Origin of the sequence: Corynebacterium gottingense (assembly GCF_002285125.1) — a bacterium.
Classification (GTDB): domain Bacteria; phylum Actinomycetota; class Actinomycetes; order Mycobacteriales; family Mycobacteriaceae; genus Corynebacterium; species Corynebacterium gottingense.
The window spans coordinates 116380-130350 of sequence record NZ_NSGN01000005.1; the positions used below are offsets into that span (position 1 = coordinate 116380).

At 63.7% G+C, this 13971-nt stretch carries 15 protein-coding genes; 9 read left to right on the top strand and 6 right to left on the bottom strand.

Annotated elements, in window-relative coordinates:
• Positions 1-36: 36 nt before the first annotated feature.
• The 3 genes from CKJ82_RS06490 to CKJ82_RS06500 are packed head-to-tail and all read right to left on the bottom strand — an operon-like array spanning position 37 to position 1333.
• On the bottom strand, positions 37-501 hold the full coding sequence (locus CKJ82_RS06490) for a hypothetical protein (RefSeq protein ID WP_133064030.1): 465 nt from the start codon (positions 499-501) through the stop codon (positions 37-39).
• Positions 498-917, bottom strand: a complete 420-nt coding sequence (locus CKJ82_RS06495; protein ID WP_133064031.1) for a hypothetical protein — start codon at positions 915-917, stop codon at positions 498-500. Before CKJ82_RS06495 ends, CKJ82_RS06490 begins: the two co-directional genes overlap by 4 nt.
• Positions 918-934: 17 nt before the next feature.
• Positions 935-1333, bottom strand: coding sequence for a hypothetical protein (locus CKJ82_RS06500; protein ID WP_095537492.1), 399 nt, complete (start codon positions 1331-1333; stop codon positions 935-937).
• A 392-nt stretch (positions 1334-1725) separates the two neighbouring features.
• Here CKJ82_RS06500 and CKJ82_RS06505 point away from each other — a divergent pair, with 392 nt between their 5' ends.
• Together CKJ82_RS06505 and CKJ82_RS06510 are read left to right on the top strand one after the other, a co-directional pair.
• Positions 1726-2742 (top strand): sensor histidine kinase, encoded by a 1017-nt coding sequence (locus CKJ82_RS06505; protein WP_133064823.1) that lies wholly within the window; start codon positions 1726-1728, stop codon positions 2740-2742.
• A gap of 30 nt (positions 2743-2772) precedes the next feature.
• Positions 2773-3405 (top strand): response regulator, encoded by a 633-nt coding sequence (locus tag CKJ82_RS06510; RefSeq protein WP_233127002.1) that lies wholly within the window; start codon positions 2773-2775, stop codon positions 3403-3405.
• A gap of 290 nt (positions 3406-3695) precedes the next feature.
• On the opposite strand, the gene CKJ82_RS06515 is transcribed toward CKJ82_RS06510, so the two are convergent.
• Positions 3696-5072 carry an FAD-dependent oxidoreductase gene (locus CKJ82_RS06515; RefSeq protein WP_095537495.1) on the bottom strand — a complete coding sequence of 459 codons (1377 nt, stop codon included), beginning with the start codon at positions 5070-5072 and terminating at the stop codon, positions 3696-3698.
• 283 nt (positions 5073-5355) lie between these two features.
• On the opposite strand from CKJ82_RS06515, the gene CKJ82_RS06520 reads away from it, so the two are divergent.
• From CKJ82_RS06520 to CKJ82_RS06550, 7 genes are read left to right on the top strand one after another with little or no spacing between them, the layout of a single operon-like run.
• Entirely contained in the window at positions 5356-7029 is a 1674-nt protein-coding gene (locus CKJ82_RS06520) for a nitrite/sulfite reductase (RefSeq protein WP_095537496.1), read from the top strand.
• On the top strand, positions 7026-7292 hold the full coding sequence (locus CKJ82_RS06525; protein ID WP_095537497.1) for a hypothetical protein: 267 nt from the start codon (positions 7026-7028) through the stop codon (positions 7290-7292). Before CKJ82_RS06520 ends, CKJ82_RS06525 begins: the two co-directional genes overlap by 4 nt.
• On the top strand, positions 7289-8071 hold the full coding sequence (locus CKJ82_RS06530) for a phosphoadenylyl-sulfate reductase (protein ID WP_095537498.1): 783 nt from the start codon (positions 7289-7291) through the stop codon (positions 8069-8071). The genes CKJ82_RS06525 and CKJ82_RS06530 overlap by 4 nt, the downstream gene beginning before the upstream one ends.
• A gap of 36 nt (positions 8072-8107) precedes the next feature.
• Positions 8108-9040, top strand: coding sequence for a sulfate adenylyltransferase subunit CysD (gene cysD / locus CKJ82_RS06535; RefSeq protein ID WP_095537499.1), 933 nt, complete (start codon positions 8108-8110; stop codon positions 9038-9040).
• On the top strand, positions 9040-10329 hold the full coding sequence (locus CKJ82_RS06540; protein ID WP_095537500.1) for a sulfate adenylyltransferase subunit CysN: 1290 nt from the start codon (positions 9040-9042) through the stop codon (positions 10327-10329). The genes cysD and CKJ82_RS06540 overlap by 1 nt, the downstream gene beginning before the upstream one ends.
• 12 nt (positions 10330-10341) lie before the next feature.
• Entirely contained in the window at positions 10342-11031 is a 690-nt protein-coding gene (locus CKJ82_RS06545; RefSeq protein WP_095537501.1) for a sirohydrochlorin chelatase, read from the top strand.
• Complete coding sequence (locus CKJ82_RS06550) at positions 11024-11965, top strand: sulfite exporter TauE/SafE family protein (protein ID WP_095537502.1); 942 nt, start codon at positions 11024-11026, stop codon at positions 11963-11965. The genes CKJ82_RS06545 and CKJ82_RS06550 overlap by 8 nt, the downstream gene beginning before the upstream one ends.
• A gap of 3 nt (positions 11966-11968) precedes the next feature.
• Here the strand turns inward: CKJ82_RS06550 and CKJ82_RS06555 are convergent, their stop codons facing one another.
• Positions 11969-12493: a type 1 glutamine amidotransferase domain-containing protein gene (locus tag CKJ82_RS06555; protein ID WP_095537503.1), complete on the bottom strand. Its 525-nt coding sequence runs from the start codon at positions 12491-12493 to the stop codon at positions 11969-11971.
• Between the two features lie 69 nt (positions 12494-12562).
• A complete protein-coding gene (locus CKJ82_RS06560; protein ID WP_338063599.1) occupies positions 12563-13924 on the bottom strand; it encodes an AI-2E family transporter in 1362 nt (453 codons plus the stop codon).
• Between the last annotated feature and the right edge of the window lie 47 nt (positions 13925-13971).

Sequence of the window (13971 nt, forward strand, 5' to 3'; positions counted from 1 at the left end):
GGGGCTACTTCGTAGGTGGTTAGGGCGCAACTTTAGCTAGTTGCCGTAGCTGGCGCAGACGTAGAAACCGATGCTGATGCAGCCTCCCATTCGCGGATCAAGTTCCGGTCGAACCTTGAGCAGGGGACCCTCAGCCTCACGACCATCTTCGGGTAGCTCGAATTCGCGCGTTGTGAATCGCAGTCCGTCAGGAACTGGCACTCCGCGCTCTCGCAAAGTCTCGAGATTGGCGGTCTTTGCAGTAAGCTCCTTCCTTTTCGCATGGGTGGGGAGCTGAGCGACATCGTTGATGTAGCCGATGAACCCATCAGAAGCGATAACTTCGATGAAGTCATCGATTTGCTTCGTGATCGTTTCCTTGTTGATGCGAAGCTCTACCTCGGCGATCTCGCTGTCGATCTTGTTGAACGTGGTATTTACGGACATGGTGAAGTATTTACGGACATGGTGAATCCTTTCTGGTATTGCAATGATTTGCTTGGGGTGAACAAAGGGAGTCATCCGATGTTGGCGAACGAGCGAATTTTCTCGAGCCAGGACTTATTGTCGTTAGTTCCACTGACGAGTCTGAAGTTCACTAGAAGTGAGATTCTGTCTCCGTTAGTGAGATAGAGGTTCAGGGGCTTACCAAGATCCCTAACGAATCCGAGAGAGGGAAATCCGCCTCGGCTACCGCCCGCTGTGAAGCGCCCATACTCGGGTGTGAACTCGACGTCAACATCCTGGATATCAGTGGGCCACAGAGTCAGCCAGTCACCAAGGACCAATTTCTTCTCGTTGAGAAAGATTTCGCCTTGGTGCGGAAAAAGAGCCGCCTGATTCGCAAGCCCGAACAGTCGTCGACCAGCATCATTCGACTCGAGCTCAGTTTTAGTTGCGCCGTGAAAACTGGCTCTATCCGTGAATTTCTTAGTCACTTCCACAGGTGCACCTCTTAAGCTAGTGCCGCGTCGCTGTCGAACGTGTAGGTCACTTTCCTGACCCCGTCTGACAAGAGTTTCGCCACGCAAAACAGAGTGGGTCGGCCGTCGCCAAACCGCGAACGTTGGATCTTCAGGCCCTCAGGCACATGGATACCTCGATCTTCTAACTCATCTTCGTCGAGGATCGTGCCTCGAACGAACTCGTCGCGTTCCTGAACCGGTAGCGCATACAGTTCTTGCAGCATCGCGACAAACTCGTCCCCGGTCACAAAATCTCTGATCTCGAGAAGCCCCTGCTTTGCTTCCTGTCGGACCATCTCCTGGCTCAATGGGGGCATTGGAGCGTCTTCCTCGATTACCGGGTAGTCGATCCGCTCCATTTCGAACGGGGCAACGTTTTCCTTGTCCAACGTGTACTCCTTTCTATTTCCGATGACTTCAGTGGGGAGGGCGACCGTTTGACCGCCATCCTCAGTTTAAATTACCGGGTCCGATCCGGGTATCGGCCAACTGGACATTTAAAAATTTGGCCAAGTAGCTATGAATCCTCAGTTGCCCGAGTGTGTGTTGACGAGCTAGAATTGCGCAATGTTCCGCCTGTTTCTTGCTGGTCAAGGATCTTTGCGACTAAAAGGGGGCGTCACTTTGGAGCGCGTAGTCTCAGATTCGGGTGACGGTCCCTTTTGGGGGTCAGACGTGGAGCGACCTCATCTACCTTGCGTCAATCTGCTTGATCGGTTTCGTCTCACTGAGCGGAGCTAGCGAGCAAAGTCGGGTGGCGTTAATAGCGCTAATCGCATTGATGATCGCGCTGCAATTTCAACGCAAACGACATCCCTTTCTGGTTCTTTTTCCGCCAGCAGTTTGTGCTCTTTTTGCAACTAACGTCTTCTTTCTTCCGACCGTGTTCAACTTGGCACTGCGTAAGCGAGGATGGGGCAGTTTCGCGGCTGTGGTCGCTGCCTTCGTCCTCTGCCGAGTCGGGTGGTCGGAGAAGGAAACGATCGTCACTGTTCAGGCGGGTGAGAAGGAAACCAATGATCCAACTATTGCCTGGCTGGTTGAAGGCACGGTTCTCGTCATTGTGCCGTTCCTGGCTGGGCTGGTTATTTCCTACAATAGAAATCTGGTTGAGTCGTACCGGGTGATTGCGCAGCATAAAGAGCTAGAGCGGCAAAGGGTGGCTACAGAGGCCGTCCTCAGGGAGCGAGCCCGGATCGCCAATGAAGCGCACGATCATGTTGGCCATAAGCTAGCGTTGTTGTCACTGCAAGCGGGTGGCCTCGAGGTCAACTCCGAAGCTGGCCCCGACGTGATCAAGGAGAACGCTCAATTGATACGAGAGACCGCGGTAGAGACGTTAGCGGACCTCAGAGTTCTTATTGACCGCTTGGACGATGCGTCGGCTTTCCAGGCCCCCGAAGATTTAGCTGCGATCGTGGCTGAAAATCGGAGAAGCGGGGCCGACATTACGCTGAACACTAGATCGCTTCGCCAGGTGGATGAAATGCCACGGGAAATGCGCCAGCTCGTCTCGCAAGTAGTTCGAGAGGCTCTAGCCAATGCTAGTGTTCATGCTCCACAAAGCCCGATTTCTGTTGAACTGAGTGGCAGTGAAGGAGGCGAATTACAAATCTATATCCAGAACTCCGTGCGTGAGGTTGAATCGGGAGATCTAGTTAAGAAGCGCCGTGGGACGGGTTTGAAACGGGTAGAACGGCGAGTAAGCAAGTTCGGTGGCGTTGTGCGGTTTGGAGAACGGTCCGGTCGCTTTGAACTACACGTTATAGTCCCTTGGCCCAAATCGGTGATCGCGTAGGGAAACCATCGGATGATACGTGTGTACCTAGTGGATGATGATCCGATGGTTCGCCGGGGCTTGAAGTTCATACTCCAAGCGACCGACGATATCGAAGTTGTCGGCGAAGCAGGAAGCGGTGCTGAGGCTATTGATCAGCTTCCGAGTCTGCGTCCCGACGTGGTTGTTCTGGACGTCCGGATGCCAAACGTTGCAGGCCTTCAAGTTGCCGAATCGATTCTCAAGACTGGGCATAGCCAAGCAATATTGATGATGACTGCATTCGATAACGAATCGACCGTCATGGAGGTCCTTGAGGCCGGTGCTATCGGGTTCCTATTGAAAGACGCGCCTCCTGAATCCGTAATCCAAGCAATTAGGGACACCTCCGCTGGCAAGGTCACTCTTTCCCCTCGTCATACTCGCATCCTGCTTGACGCGTACACCCGGGACGGCCAGGTTAATCGGCGGGTTCAAGCTCAACAGGCCCTAGCGGGCCTTAGCGAAAGGGAAACGGAAATAGCGATCTTAGTTGCACAGAGCTTAACTAATCAGGAGATAGCGAGAGCGATGTTGTTATCAACCGCTACGGTCAAAACCCACTTGACGAAGATTTTTGATGAACTCGGAATCAATAACCGCGTTCAACTGGCACTCTTGGTGAGGGAAGCTGAGCTTATCTGAAGTGCGGCCCTATCCACATTCCTCGGCCTCTGGACTTCTGCTACTTTGTGCAGATCCCCCAGGTTGGGTATTCGCAGCTGACCTCGGGTTTGAGATCCGAAACCGATCCTGAGAAGGGCGCGGCCGGCCAGTACTGCTTGGAATACCTGCCGAGCAGACGGATGAGAAGCATTTGGGCCCCTTGCGCGCGGAAACGACAACGGCGAATAGAAACGGTGCAATGCTAGCACCGGATCAGGCGGGGCCTTGTACCTCAAGGGGCCGGCACTCGCCGGCCCTCCCAGAGATACCTAGGGCACCTGCGGCACGTTGCGGGCGTGCTCGACCATTTCCTCCCACTCGACGATCTTCTTGCGCTCGCGCGGCAGGGCAGACTGCTCGCCCAGTTTGCGCTCGGCCTCGTCCAGTCGGTACCAGCCGTCCCAGGTGGTGTAGGGGATGTTGCGCTCGTCGAGCAGCTCGAGGATCTCGTCCGGGCCGGTGTGCGACGGGGTGGCCAGCTTGCCGGCGTCCGCGTCGGCGATGAGCATGTCGGTGGTTTCCTTCGCGTCGGACTTGGTGTTGCCGATCAGGCCGATCGGGCCGCGCTTGATCCAGCCGGTGACGTAGAGCTTGTCCTCAAAGCCGGCGCCGTCCTCGATGGTCTCCAGGACGTGGCCGCCGTCGTTCGGGATGACGTTGCGCTCCACGTCGAAGGGCACGCCGTCGACGGGCTCGGAGCGGTAGCCCACCGCGTGGTAGACCTGCTGGACTGGCCAGTCGGTGAACTTGCCGGTGCCCGTGATGCCGCCATTGCCGTCCAGCTCCTGGCGCTCGGTGCGGAGGCCGGTGATGGCGCCGGAGTCGTCGGTAAGCACCTCGACCGGCTCCTCGAAGAAGTGGATGTAGATCTTGTGCGGCGCGTCGTCCGGCTCGCGCATGGCGTACTGCTCCAGGACCTGGCAGTTCAGGTCGACGGACTTGTCGGCGCGGCGGACTTCTTCGCTGGTGGCGTCATAATCAATGTCCTCCGGGTCGACGAGCACCTGGATGGTGTCGGAGAGGTCCATCTCGCGCAGCTCCTTCGGGGTGAACTTGGCCTGCGCGGGGCCACGGCGGCCGAACATGTGGACCGTCTCCGCCTTGTTGTTCTTCAGGGACTCGTACACGTTGTCCGGGATCTCGGTGACCAGGAGCTCGTCGCCGGTCTTGGCCAGGATGCGGGAGATGTCGAGTGCGACGTTGCCCACGCCGATGACGGCGACCTCGCGGGCGTCCAGGTTCCAGTCGCGCTCGAAGCGGGGGTTGCCGTCGTAGAAGCCGACGAACTCGCCGGCGCCGATGGACTTCTCGCCGCCCGGGATGCGCAGCTCGCGATCGCGCACGGCGCCGGTGGAGATCACGACGGCGTCGTAGTAGTCGCGCAGCTCATCAATGGTGATGTCGCGGCCGATGGTGATGTTACCCAGCAGGCGCAGGTGCGGCTTGTCCAGCACCTTGTGCAGGGACTTCACAATGCCCTTGATACGCGGGTGGTCGGGCGCGACGCCGTAACGGATCAGCCCGAAGGGGGCGGGCATCTGCTCGAAGAGGTCGACGTGGATGTCGTGCTCATCGTTGCGGAGGAGGAGGTCGGAGGCGTAAATGCCGGCGGGGCCGGCGCCGACGACGGCGACGCGCAAACTCATTGAGGGTGTCCTTTCAAGGTAGGGAACCGTTAATATTGGACCAATATAGCGTATAGACAGCTTGGTCTAAAAATGGGTTGGTGTCAAGGGGTGCGGGGGCGGCGTGGCGTCGATAAGCGAACCGCTCGGTGCGATTTGGAAAACATTCAGGCAAAAACCTCTGGATGAGATGGCAAAAGGAAATAGTACTTGCCGTAGACCGCTCAGTACGGCAAACTCGACCGCACGGAAATTTAGTGCCGCACACCATAGACCGTTCGGTCTGTGCAGTAAGGAGGAAGGCATGCCAGCATCGACGGCGACCCGCGCCGAGAAGGAGCGCACGAAGAAGCCAGAGGGGCAGTGGCTTATCGACGGCACCGAGCCCCTCAACCACGACGAGGAGCTCAAGCAGCGCGAACCCGTCCTGGAGGTCAAGCAGCGCGTCATTGACACCTACGCCAAGGGCGGGTTTGACTCGATCGACCGCGAGGACCTGTACCCGCGCTTCAAGTGGCTCGGCCTGTACACGCAGCGCAAGCAGAACCTTGGCGGCGAGCACACCGGCGAGGACAACTCGGTGCTGGAAGACAAGTACTTCATGATGCGCATCCGCTTCGACGGCGGCATCTGCTCCACCGAGCAAGCCCGCGTGGTCGGCGAGATCTCGCGCGACTACGCGCGCTCCACCGTGGACCTCACCGATCGGCAGAACATCCAGCTGCACTGGGTGCGCATCGAGGACGTGCCCACCATCTGGGAGAAGCTCGAGTCCGTTGGACTGAACACGTGGGACGCCTGCGGCGACGTGCCGCGCGTGGTCCTGGGCTCGCCGGTCGCGGGCATTGCCAAGGACGAGATCATCGACGCCACCCCGGCGATCCGCAAGATCCAAGAGATCGTCACCAACGAGGAGTTCCAGAACCTCCCGCGCAAGTTCAAGACCGCCATCTCCGGCAACGCGCGCCAGGACGTCGTCCACGAGATCAACGACCTCGCCTTCATCGGCGTCGAGCACCCGGAGCTCGGCCCCGGCTTCGAGTGCTACGTCGGCGGCGGCCTGTCCACCAACCCGATGCTCGCGCAGTCCCTCGGCGCCTTTGTCGCCCTCGAGCAGGTCCCCGAGGTGTGGGCCGGCGTGGTTCGAATCTTCCGTGATTACGGCTACCGACGCCTCCGCAACCGCGCCCGCCTGAAGTTCCTGGTGGCCAAGTGGGGCGTGTCCAAGTTCCGCGAGGTCCTGGAGAACGAGTACCTGGGCTACGCGCTTCCCGACGGGCCGAAGGCGCCCACCAACCTCATCGACCGCGACCACATCGGCGTGCACGAGCAGCGCGACGGCAACGTCTACGTCGGCGTCAAGCCCACCCTGGGCCACATGTCCGGCGAGCAGCTCATCGAGGTCGCCGAGCTGGTCGAGCGCTACGGCTCCACCTCCATGCGCTTCACCCCGTTCAAGGAGCTGCTCGTGCTCAACATCGACCCGGCGCGCGTCGAGACGCTGCAGGCGGACCTGGAAAACCTGGGCCTGTACTCCAAGCCCAGCGAGTTCCGCCGCGGCCTGCTCTCCTGCACCGGGCTGGAGTACTGCAAGCTTGCGCACGTGACCACCAAGTCTCGCGCCATCGAGCTTGCAGACGAGCTGGAGGAGCGCTTCGGCGACCTGGACAGCCCGATCACCATCTCGCTCAACGGCTGCCCCAACGCCTGCGCTCGCCACCACGTCTCCGACATCGGCCTGAAGGGCCAGACGGTGACCAACGCGGACGGCGAGCGCGTCGAGGGCTTCCAGGTGCACCTGGGCGGCACCGTCGGCGAGGGCGCGAACTTTGGCCGCAAGCTGCGCGGCCACAAGGTGGCGTCGACCGAGCTCACCGAGTACGTCACCCGCGTCGTGCAGAACTACGTGGACAACCGCGAAGAGGGCGAACTCTTCCGCGAGTACCTGCTGCGGGCCGACGAGGAGCAGCTGCGATGAGCTTTCGCCGCCAGCCGAACCCGAACCGCAACCACCCGACCTTCTGCCCATATTGCTCGGGCGAGGGGCTGTGGCCGGATGAGGAGACCGAGTTCGCATGGAAGTGCGATGCCTGCCTGCGTATCTTCGAGGTGAAGTTCTACGGGCAGGACGACCCGGACCACGCCCCCGCGCCCGCAGCGTCCACCCCGCAGGCACTGCAAGATTCACTCGCTCGCCACGGGCACACCGCGGTGGCGCGCAACACTGGAGGCACGAAATGATCAACCTTTTGCAGGGCGACAGCTCGCAGTACAAAAACCCCGAGGTCAGCCCCGACGGCCCGACTACGACCGCACCGCTGGATGAGTCCACCGCCGCGCGCAACGCCGAGCTCGTGGACAAGTACGCGGCATCGCTTTACGACGCCACCGCGGCCGACATCCTTACCTGGGCCCACGAACACGCGCCGGGCCCGCTCGTGGTCACGCTGTCCATGGAAAACACGGTCCTAGCAGAGCTGTCCAAGCAGTTCCTGCCGGGTGCCGACTTCCTCTTCCTGGACACCGAGTACCACTTCGCGGAGACCCTCGAAGTGGCGGACAAGGTGGAGCAGCGCTACCCGGACAACCGCCTGGTCCGCGCGACCGCGCAGCTCAGCCGCGCCGAGCAGGACGAGGTGTACGGGCCGAACCTGTACCGCCGGAACCCCACCGCCTGCTGCCGGATGCGCAAGGTGGAGCCGCTGGCGGTGCACATGAGCCCCTACGTCGGCTGGATCACCGGCGTGCGCCGCGACGACGGCCCGACCCGCGCCGAGGCGCCCGCGCTGAGCCTGGACAAGACGGGCCGGCTGAAGATTTCGCCGCTGGTGACCTGGACGCTGGAGGACACCGACGCCTACATCGCCGACAATGACCTGATTGTCCACCCGCTGACCACTCAGGGCTACCCCTCGATCGGCTGCGAGACCTGTACGCTCCCGGTGGCCGAGGGCGAGGACCCCCGCTCGGGACGCTGGGCGTTTGCGCAGAAGACCGAGTGCGGCCTGCACACTGACTAGATCGCTGGAACCTGGGACAAGGAGTAGAAGGACCACATGACTGTTGCAACGAACGGGGAGCGCGCCGGCAGCGGTGCGCTCTCACCGCACCTGAAAGAGCTGGAAGACGAGTCGATCCACATCCTGCGGGAGGTCGCTGGCCAATTCGACAAGGTTGGCCTGCTGTTCTCCGGCGGCAAGGACTCCTGCGTCGTCCTGGAGCTGGCGCTGCGCGCCTTCGCGCCGGCGACGGCGCCGATCGAGCTGCTGCACGTGGACACGGGACACAACTTCCCGGAGGTGCTGGAGTTCCGTGACAGGGTCGTCGAAAAGCATGGGCTCCGCCTGCGCGTGGCCAAGGTGCAGGACTGGATCGACCGCGGTGACCTGCAGGAGCGCCCCGACGGGACACGCAACCCGCTGCAGACCGTGCCGCTGGTAGAGACGATCGCCGAGGTGAGCTACAACGCCGTGCTCGGCGGCGCGCGCCGCGACGAGGAACGCGCCCGCGCGAAGGAGCGTGTGTTCTCCGTGCGCGACTCCTTCGGCGGGTGGGACCCGCGCCGCCAGCGTCCCGAGCTGTGGGATCTGTACAACGGCGCGACCCTGCCCGGCGAGAACGTGCGCGTGTTCCCCATCTCCAACTGGACCGAGGCGGACGTGTGGGAGTACATCGGCGCTCGCGGCATCGAGCTGCCGCCGATCTACTTCGCCCACGACCGTGAGGTGTTCAACCGCGACGGCATGTGGCTCACCGCCGGCGAGTGGGGCGGGCCCCGCGAGGGCGAGACGCTTGAGACGCGCCGCGTGCGCTACCGCACCGTCGGCGACATGAGCTGCACCGGCGCCGTTGACTCCGACGCAACCACGATCGACGAGGTCCTCGCCGAGATCGCCAACTCCACCCTCACCGAGCGCGGCGCAACGCGTGCCGACGACCGTCTGTCCGAGTCCGCCATGGAGGACCGTAAGAAGGAAGGTTACTTCTGATGACTGCCGCAACCCCGACCACCGCCACCGACCTGTTGGCTTCGCGCCAGACGCTGCGCCTGTGCACGGCCGGCTCCGTCGACGACGGCAAGTCCACCTTCGTCGGCCGCCTCCTGCACGACACGAAGTCCGTGCTCGCCGACCAGCTCGCCTCCGTTGAGCAGAGCTCGGCGGACCGCGGCTTCGAGGGCCTGGACCTGAGCCTGCTCGTGGACGGCCTCCGCGCCGAGCGCGAGCAGGGCATCACCATCGACGTGGCCTACCGTTACTTCGCTACCGACAAGCGCACCTTCATCCTCGCCGACACCCCGGGGCATGTGCAGTACACCCGCAACACGGTGACCGGCATGTCCACCTCCCAGGTGGTCGTGCTGCTTGTCGACGCCCGCAACGGCGTCGTCGAGCAAACGATCCGCCACCTCACCGTGGCGAAGCTCCTGGGCGTGCGCACCGTGATCCTCGCGGTGAACAAAATCGACCTGGTCGACTACTCCGAGGACACGTTTACCCAGATCAAGGACACCTTTGAGGCGAAGGTGCACGAGCTGGGCATCGAGCAGCCCATCGTGGTGCCGATCTCCGCGCTCAAGGGCGACAACGTGGCCGAGCGCTCCACCAACATGGACTGGTACACCGGCCCGACGGTACTCGAGGTGCTCGAGGACGTGCCGGTGAACTCCGGCCGCGCCCTTGACCTGGACTTCCGCTTCAACATCCAGTACGTGCTGCGCGAGCACGCCAGCGACTACCGCGCGTACGCGGGCCGCATTAACGCCGGCACCATCCACGTCGGCGACACGGTGACCGCGCCGCAGGGCCGCACCACCACCGTCGCGGGCATCGACACCGCCGACGGCGAGGTGGAGTCCGCCCGCGCGGGCGAGTCCGTCGCGCTGCGGCTTACCGACGAGATCGACCTGGTCCGCGGCGACCTCCTCGCAGCCGGGACGCGCCCGGAGCCCGTGCGCGAGTTCACCGCCACCGTGGTCGGCCTCTCGGAGAAGGACGTCACCCCGGGCAAGGCCGTGAAGCTGCGCTACGGCACGGCGCTCGAGCGCGCCCGCGTGGTCAGCGTGGACCGCGTGCTGGACCTGGACTCCGCGGACAAGGATGTCCTCGACCCGGACGCGGTGCGCCTCAACGACATCGCGCACGTGACCATCCAGACCGCCGCCGAGCTCCCGGTGGAGGACTACGCCGCCCGCGGCGCGGTGGGCAACTTCCTGCTCATCGACCAGTCCTCCGGCAACACGCTCGCCGCCGGCCTGGTGGGCGCGCGCCTGCGCTAGATCGGTGTCGCCATGGTCGCCCTGCTCACGCTCTCGCACGGTTCTCGCCACCCGCGGGCCCGCGACGGGGTGCGCGCGCTGACCATGGCGGCGGCCGACCGGCTCGGCGTCACCAGCGCGGACGCCCACCTCGAGTTCGACGAGCCCGACCTGGAGGGCGCCGCGCGGCACCTTGCGTCGCTTGGCCAGGACCGTGCCATCGTGGTCCCGCTCCTGTTCACCGACGCCTTCCACGCCCGCAACGACGTCCCCGCGCACATGCGGGCCGCCGCCGAGACCCTCCCGCTCACCCGCGCCTCCAGCATCGGGTTGGGGGAGGACCTCGTCGGGGTGCTCGCCGAGCAAGCGCTTGCCGACGCCCCTCCCCACGCCCACCTCGTCATCTACCCAGTTGGCACGTCCGACGCGGAGCAGGCGGCGCGGTACGAGGGGGTGCGCGGTGGCGTCGAAAAGCGAACTGGGCGCCCAACGTCCCTCATCGCCGCGACGCGCGGCGGGCCGGACATCCTGGCCGAGCGCGCGGCGCAGACCCCCATCCACCTACTCCCGCTCTTCGTTTCGGACGGCCTGCTCCTGGACCAGGCGCGGGCCGCCCTGCACCCGTTCCCCGAGGCCACGGCCTCGCAGCCCCTAACCACGGCGCTCGCGGACATTGTGGCCGACCGCTACCGCGCGGCGCTGGAAGGAGAACCCCATGTATAAATTCAGCACGCTGCTGCTCATCGCGGTCGCCGGCCTGGCGGCGCAGCTTGTAGACGGCGGCCTGGGCATGGGCTTCGGTGCGACCTCCACCACCATGCTGGTCATGTTGGCCGGGCTCGGGCCCGCCGGCGCGTCCGCGGTGGTGCACACCGCAGAGCTGGGGACCACCCTGGCGTCGGGCGTGGCGCACTGGCGCTTTGGCAACGTGGACTGGAAGGTCGTGGCGTCGATCGGCGTGCCGGGCGCGGTCGGCGCGTTCATCGGCGCGACCGTGCTCTCCAACCTGTCCGCCAATGCCGCGCAGCCGGTGATGTCGCTCATCCTGGCGCTCATCGGCCTGAACCTGATGATCCGCTTCTCCCGCGGGATCACGCAGCGAAAGCTTTCCGCGAAACCGCACTCGGTGCCGTTCCTCGGCGGGCTGGGCGTGTTCGGCGGGTTCGTGGACGCGACCGGTGGCGGCGGCTGGGGCCCGGTGACCACCTCCACGCTGCTGGCCGCGGGGCGGAGCGAGCCGCGCCGCATCGTGGGCACCGTAAACACCGCGGAGTTTTTGGTCACCGCCGCCGCGACCGCCGGCTTTGCCATCGGGATGTGGCACGACCTGGTGGCCAACCTGGCTGCCGTGGTTGCGCTGCTGATCGGCGGCGTGATCGCCGCCCCGATCGGGGCGTGGCTTGTCTCGCGGCTGAACCCCATCCTGCTCGGCGGCGTCGTGGGCACGCTCATCGTGGCGTTGAACCTGCCGAAGGTGCTCGCCGCATTCGACACGCCCGACTGGGGGCTGTGGGCCGCACGCGCCGCCGTGCTTGTGGTGGGGGCGGCGTTGTCCTGGCGCGGCGTGCGCAAGGCGCGAGAAGCGAAAAAAGCGGAAGCGGGCGCGCCGGTTCCCGTTGAGAAACCGGCAGCGCCCGCTACCGTGCACGCGGCCTAAGGTTTACTTGGCAAACTCCTCAACCAGCGCGGCGTTGAAGGCCTCGAGGTCGGCCGGGGTGCGCGACGAGATGAAGCCGGAGTCGACCACGACCTCCTCGTCGACCCAGTTGGCGCCGGCGTTGACCAGGTCGGTCTTCACGTTCGCCACCGAGGTGAGCTTGACGCCCTTGAGCAGGTCGGCGTCGGTGAGGATCCAGCCACCGTGGCAGATGACGCCGATGGCCTTGTCCGCAGCCTTGAACTCCTTGACCAGTGCGACGGCCGGTGCGTCGACGCGGATGGCGTCGGCGTTGCCGGTGCCGCCGGGAAGGATGAGCGCGTCGTAATCAGCGGCGTTGGCATCCGCGGTGGTGAGGTCCACCTTCACGGCCGTTCCGTTCTTGCCGGTGATCTCGCCGGTCTCCGGAGCGATGACGGCGGTGGTAGCGCCCGCGGCCTCAACGGCCTCCTTCGGGGAGGTCAGCTCGGAATCCTCGAAACCGTTGGTGGAGATGATTGCGATCTTCTTACCGTTCAGGTCAGCCATGATGCTCCTTAGTTCGTCGGTATCAGTACGGCGCCTACGGTAAGCACCGATGCGTGATCTGTCCACCTTTTAGTCGGAATCCTTGGGCGCGGCGTCGTCAAGCGGCACCTTCGTCGAGCCCAAGGTTGCCTTCTGGCCTGGTTTTTGCAGCTTGGCCATGCTTGCCATGCGCTTGCGGACGGCCAGGAACGCCTCCCTGGAATCCAGGCTCTCGCTTTGCGCGGTGGATATTTGAATGTCGTCCGCCGTGATCTCGCCGGTCCTCAGCGAGACCATCTCGGCCCAGTAGCGGAACCACACGGCGACGACCGCCGCGACGGGGACGGCGAGGAACGCGCCGACGATGCCGAAGATGGTGCCGCCGAGTGCGACAGCGAGCAGTACGATCGCGGCGTGCAGGCCCATTGCCTGAGATTGCAGGATCGGCTGGAGGACGTTGCCCTCGATCTGCTGCACGGCGATGATGAGGATGAGCACGAACACGGCGTTCATGAACCCGTTGGACACAAGCGCGATGATCACGGCCAAGGCGCCAGCGGTAAACGCACCGACGATCGGGATGAAGCCACCGAAGAACGTCACCACAGCCAGGACCGGCCACAGCGGCACGCCGAGCACAAGCAAGCCGATACCGATAAAGATGGCATCGACGCCCGACACGATCGCCTGCGTGCGGATGAATCCGGAGAGCGTGTTCCACGAGCGCATGCAGACCTCGGTGAGGTGCCAGCCGGCCTTCACGCCGACGTACTTGCGCAGCCAGGGGAGGAAGCCGTCGCCGTCTTTGAGGAAGAAGAAGGTGAGGATCAGGGTGAGCACGAGCGTGGTGCCCACGGAGGCGATCGCGCCAATGCCGGAGAAGACACCGGACGCGATATTCGACGCCTGCCCGCGCAACGCGTCGGTGACCTGCGAGAGCTGCTCGCGGATTTCGTTCGGGTCGATGATGGAGGGGTCGACTCGCTCGTTGACCCAGGCGATGATCTGGTCGATGCCCTGTCCGGCCTGGTCGTAGAGCTGGGTGCCCTGCTTTTTTACGGTCGGGCCCATCGCGGCGAAGATGCCGGCGATGATGCCGAAGAAGCCGATGATCACGGTAAACGTGGCCAGCGCTGCGGGGAACTTCTTGGAGCGCAGCCAGCGCACCGGTGGCCAGAGGACCGTGGACACGATGAGGGCGAGGAAGATCGGGAGCAGGCCCATCCACACGAACTTGAGCAGGTAGAGCACGATCGCGGTGGCGGCAACGATGATGATGAAGCGCAGCGCCCACGCGGCGGCGGTGCGACCATCGGCGGCGATGACCTCGCCGCGGTCGGTGGGCTCCTGGGAGAGCTCCTGGGCGGCGTCGGCAGGGGTGGGCTTCATGTCGACGTCGTGGGCCTCTGTATCGAGTGCGCCGACGAAGTCGCGGGAATTCTTCTTGTTCACCCGGTTAATTCTGCCAGATATACGCGGAAACGCATGGGTCGGTGGGG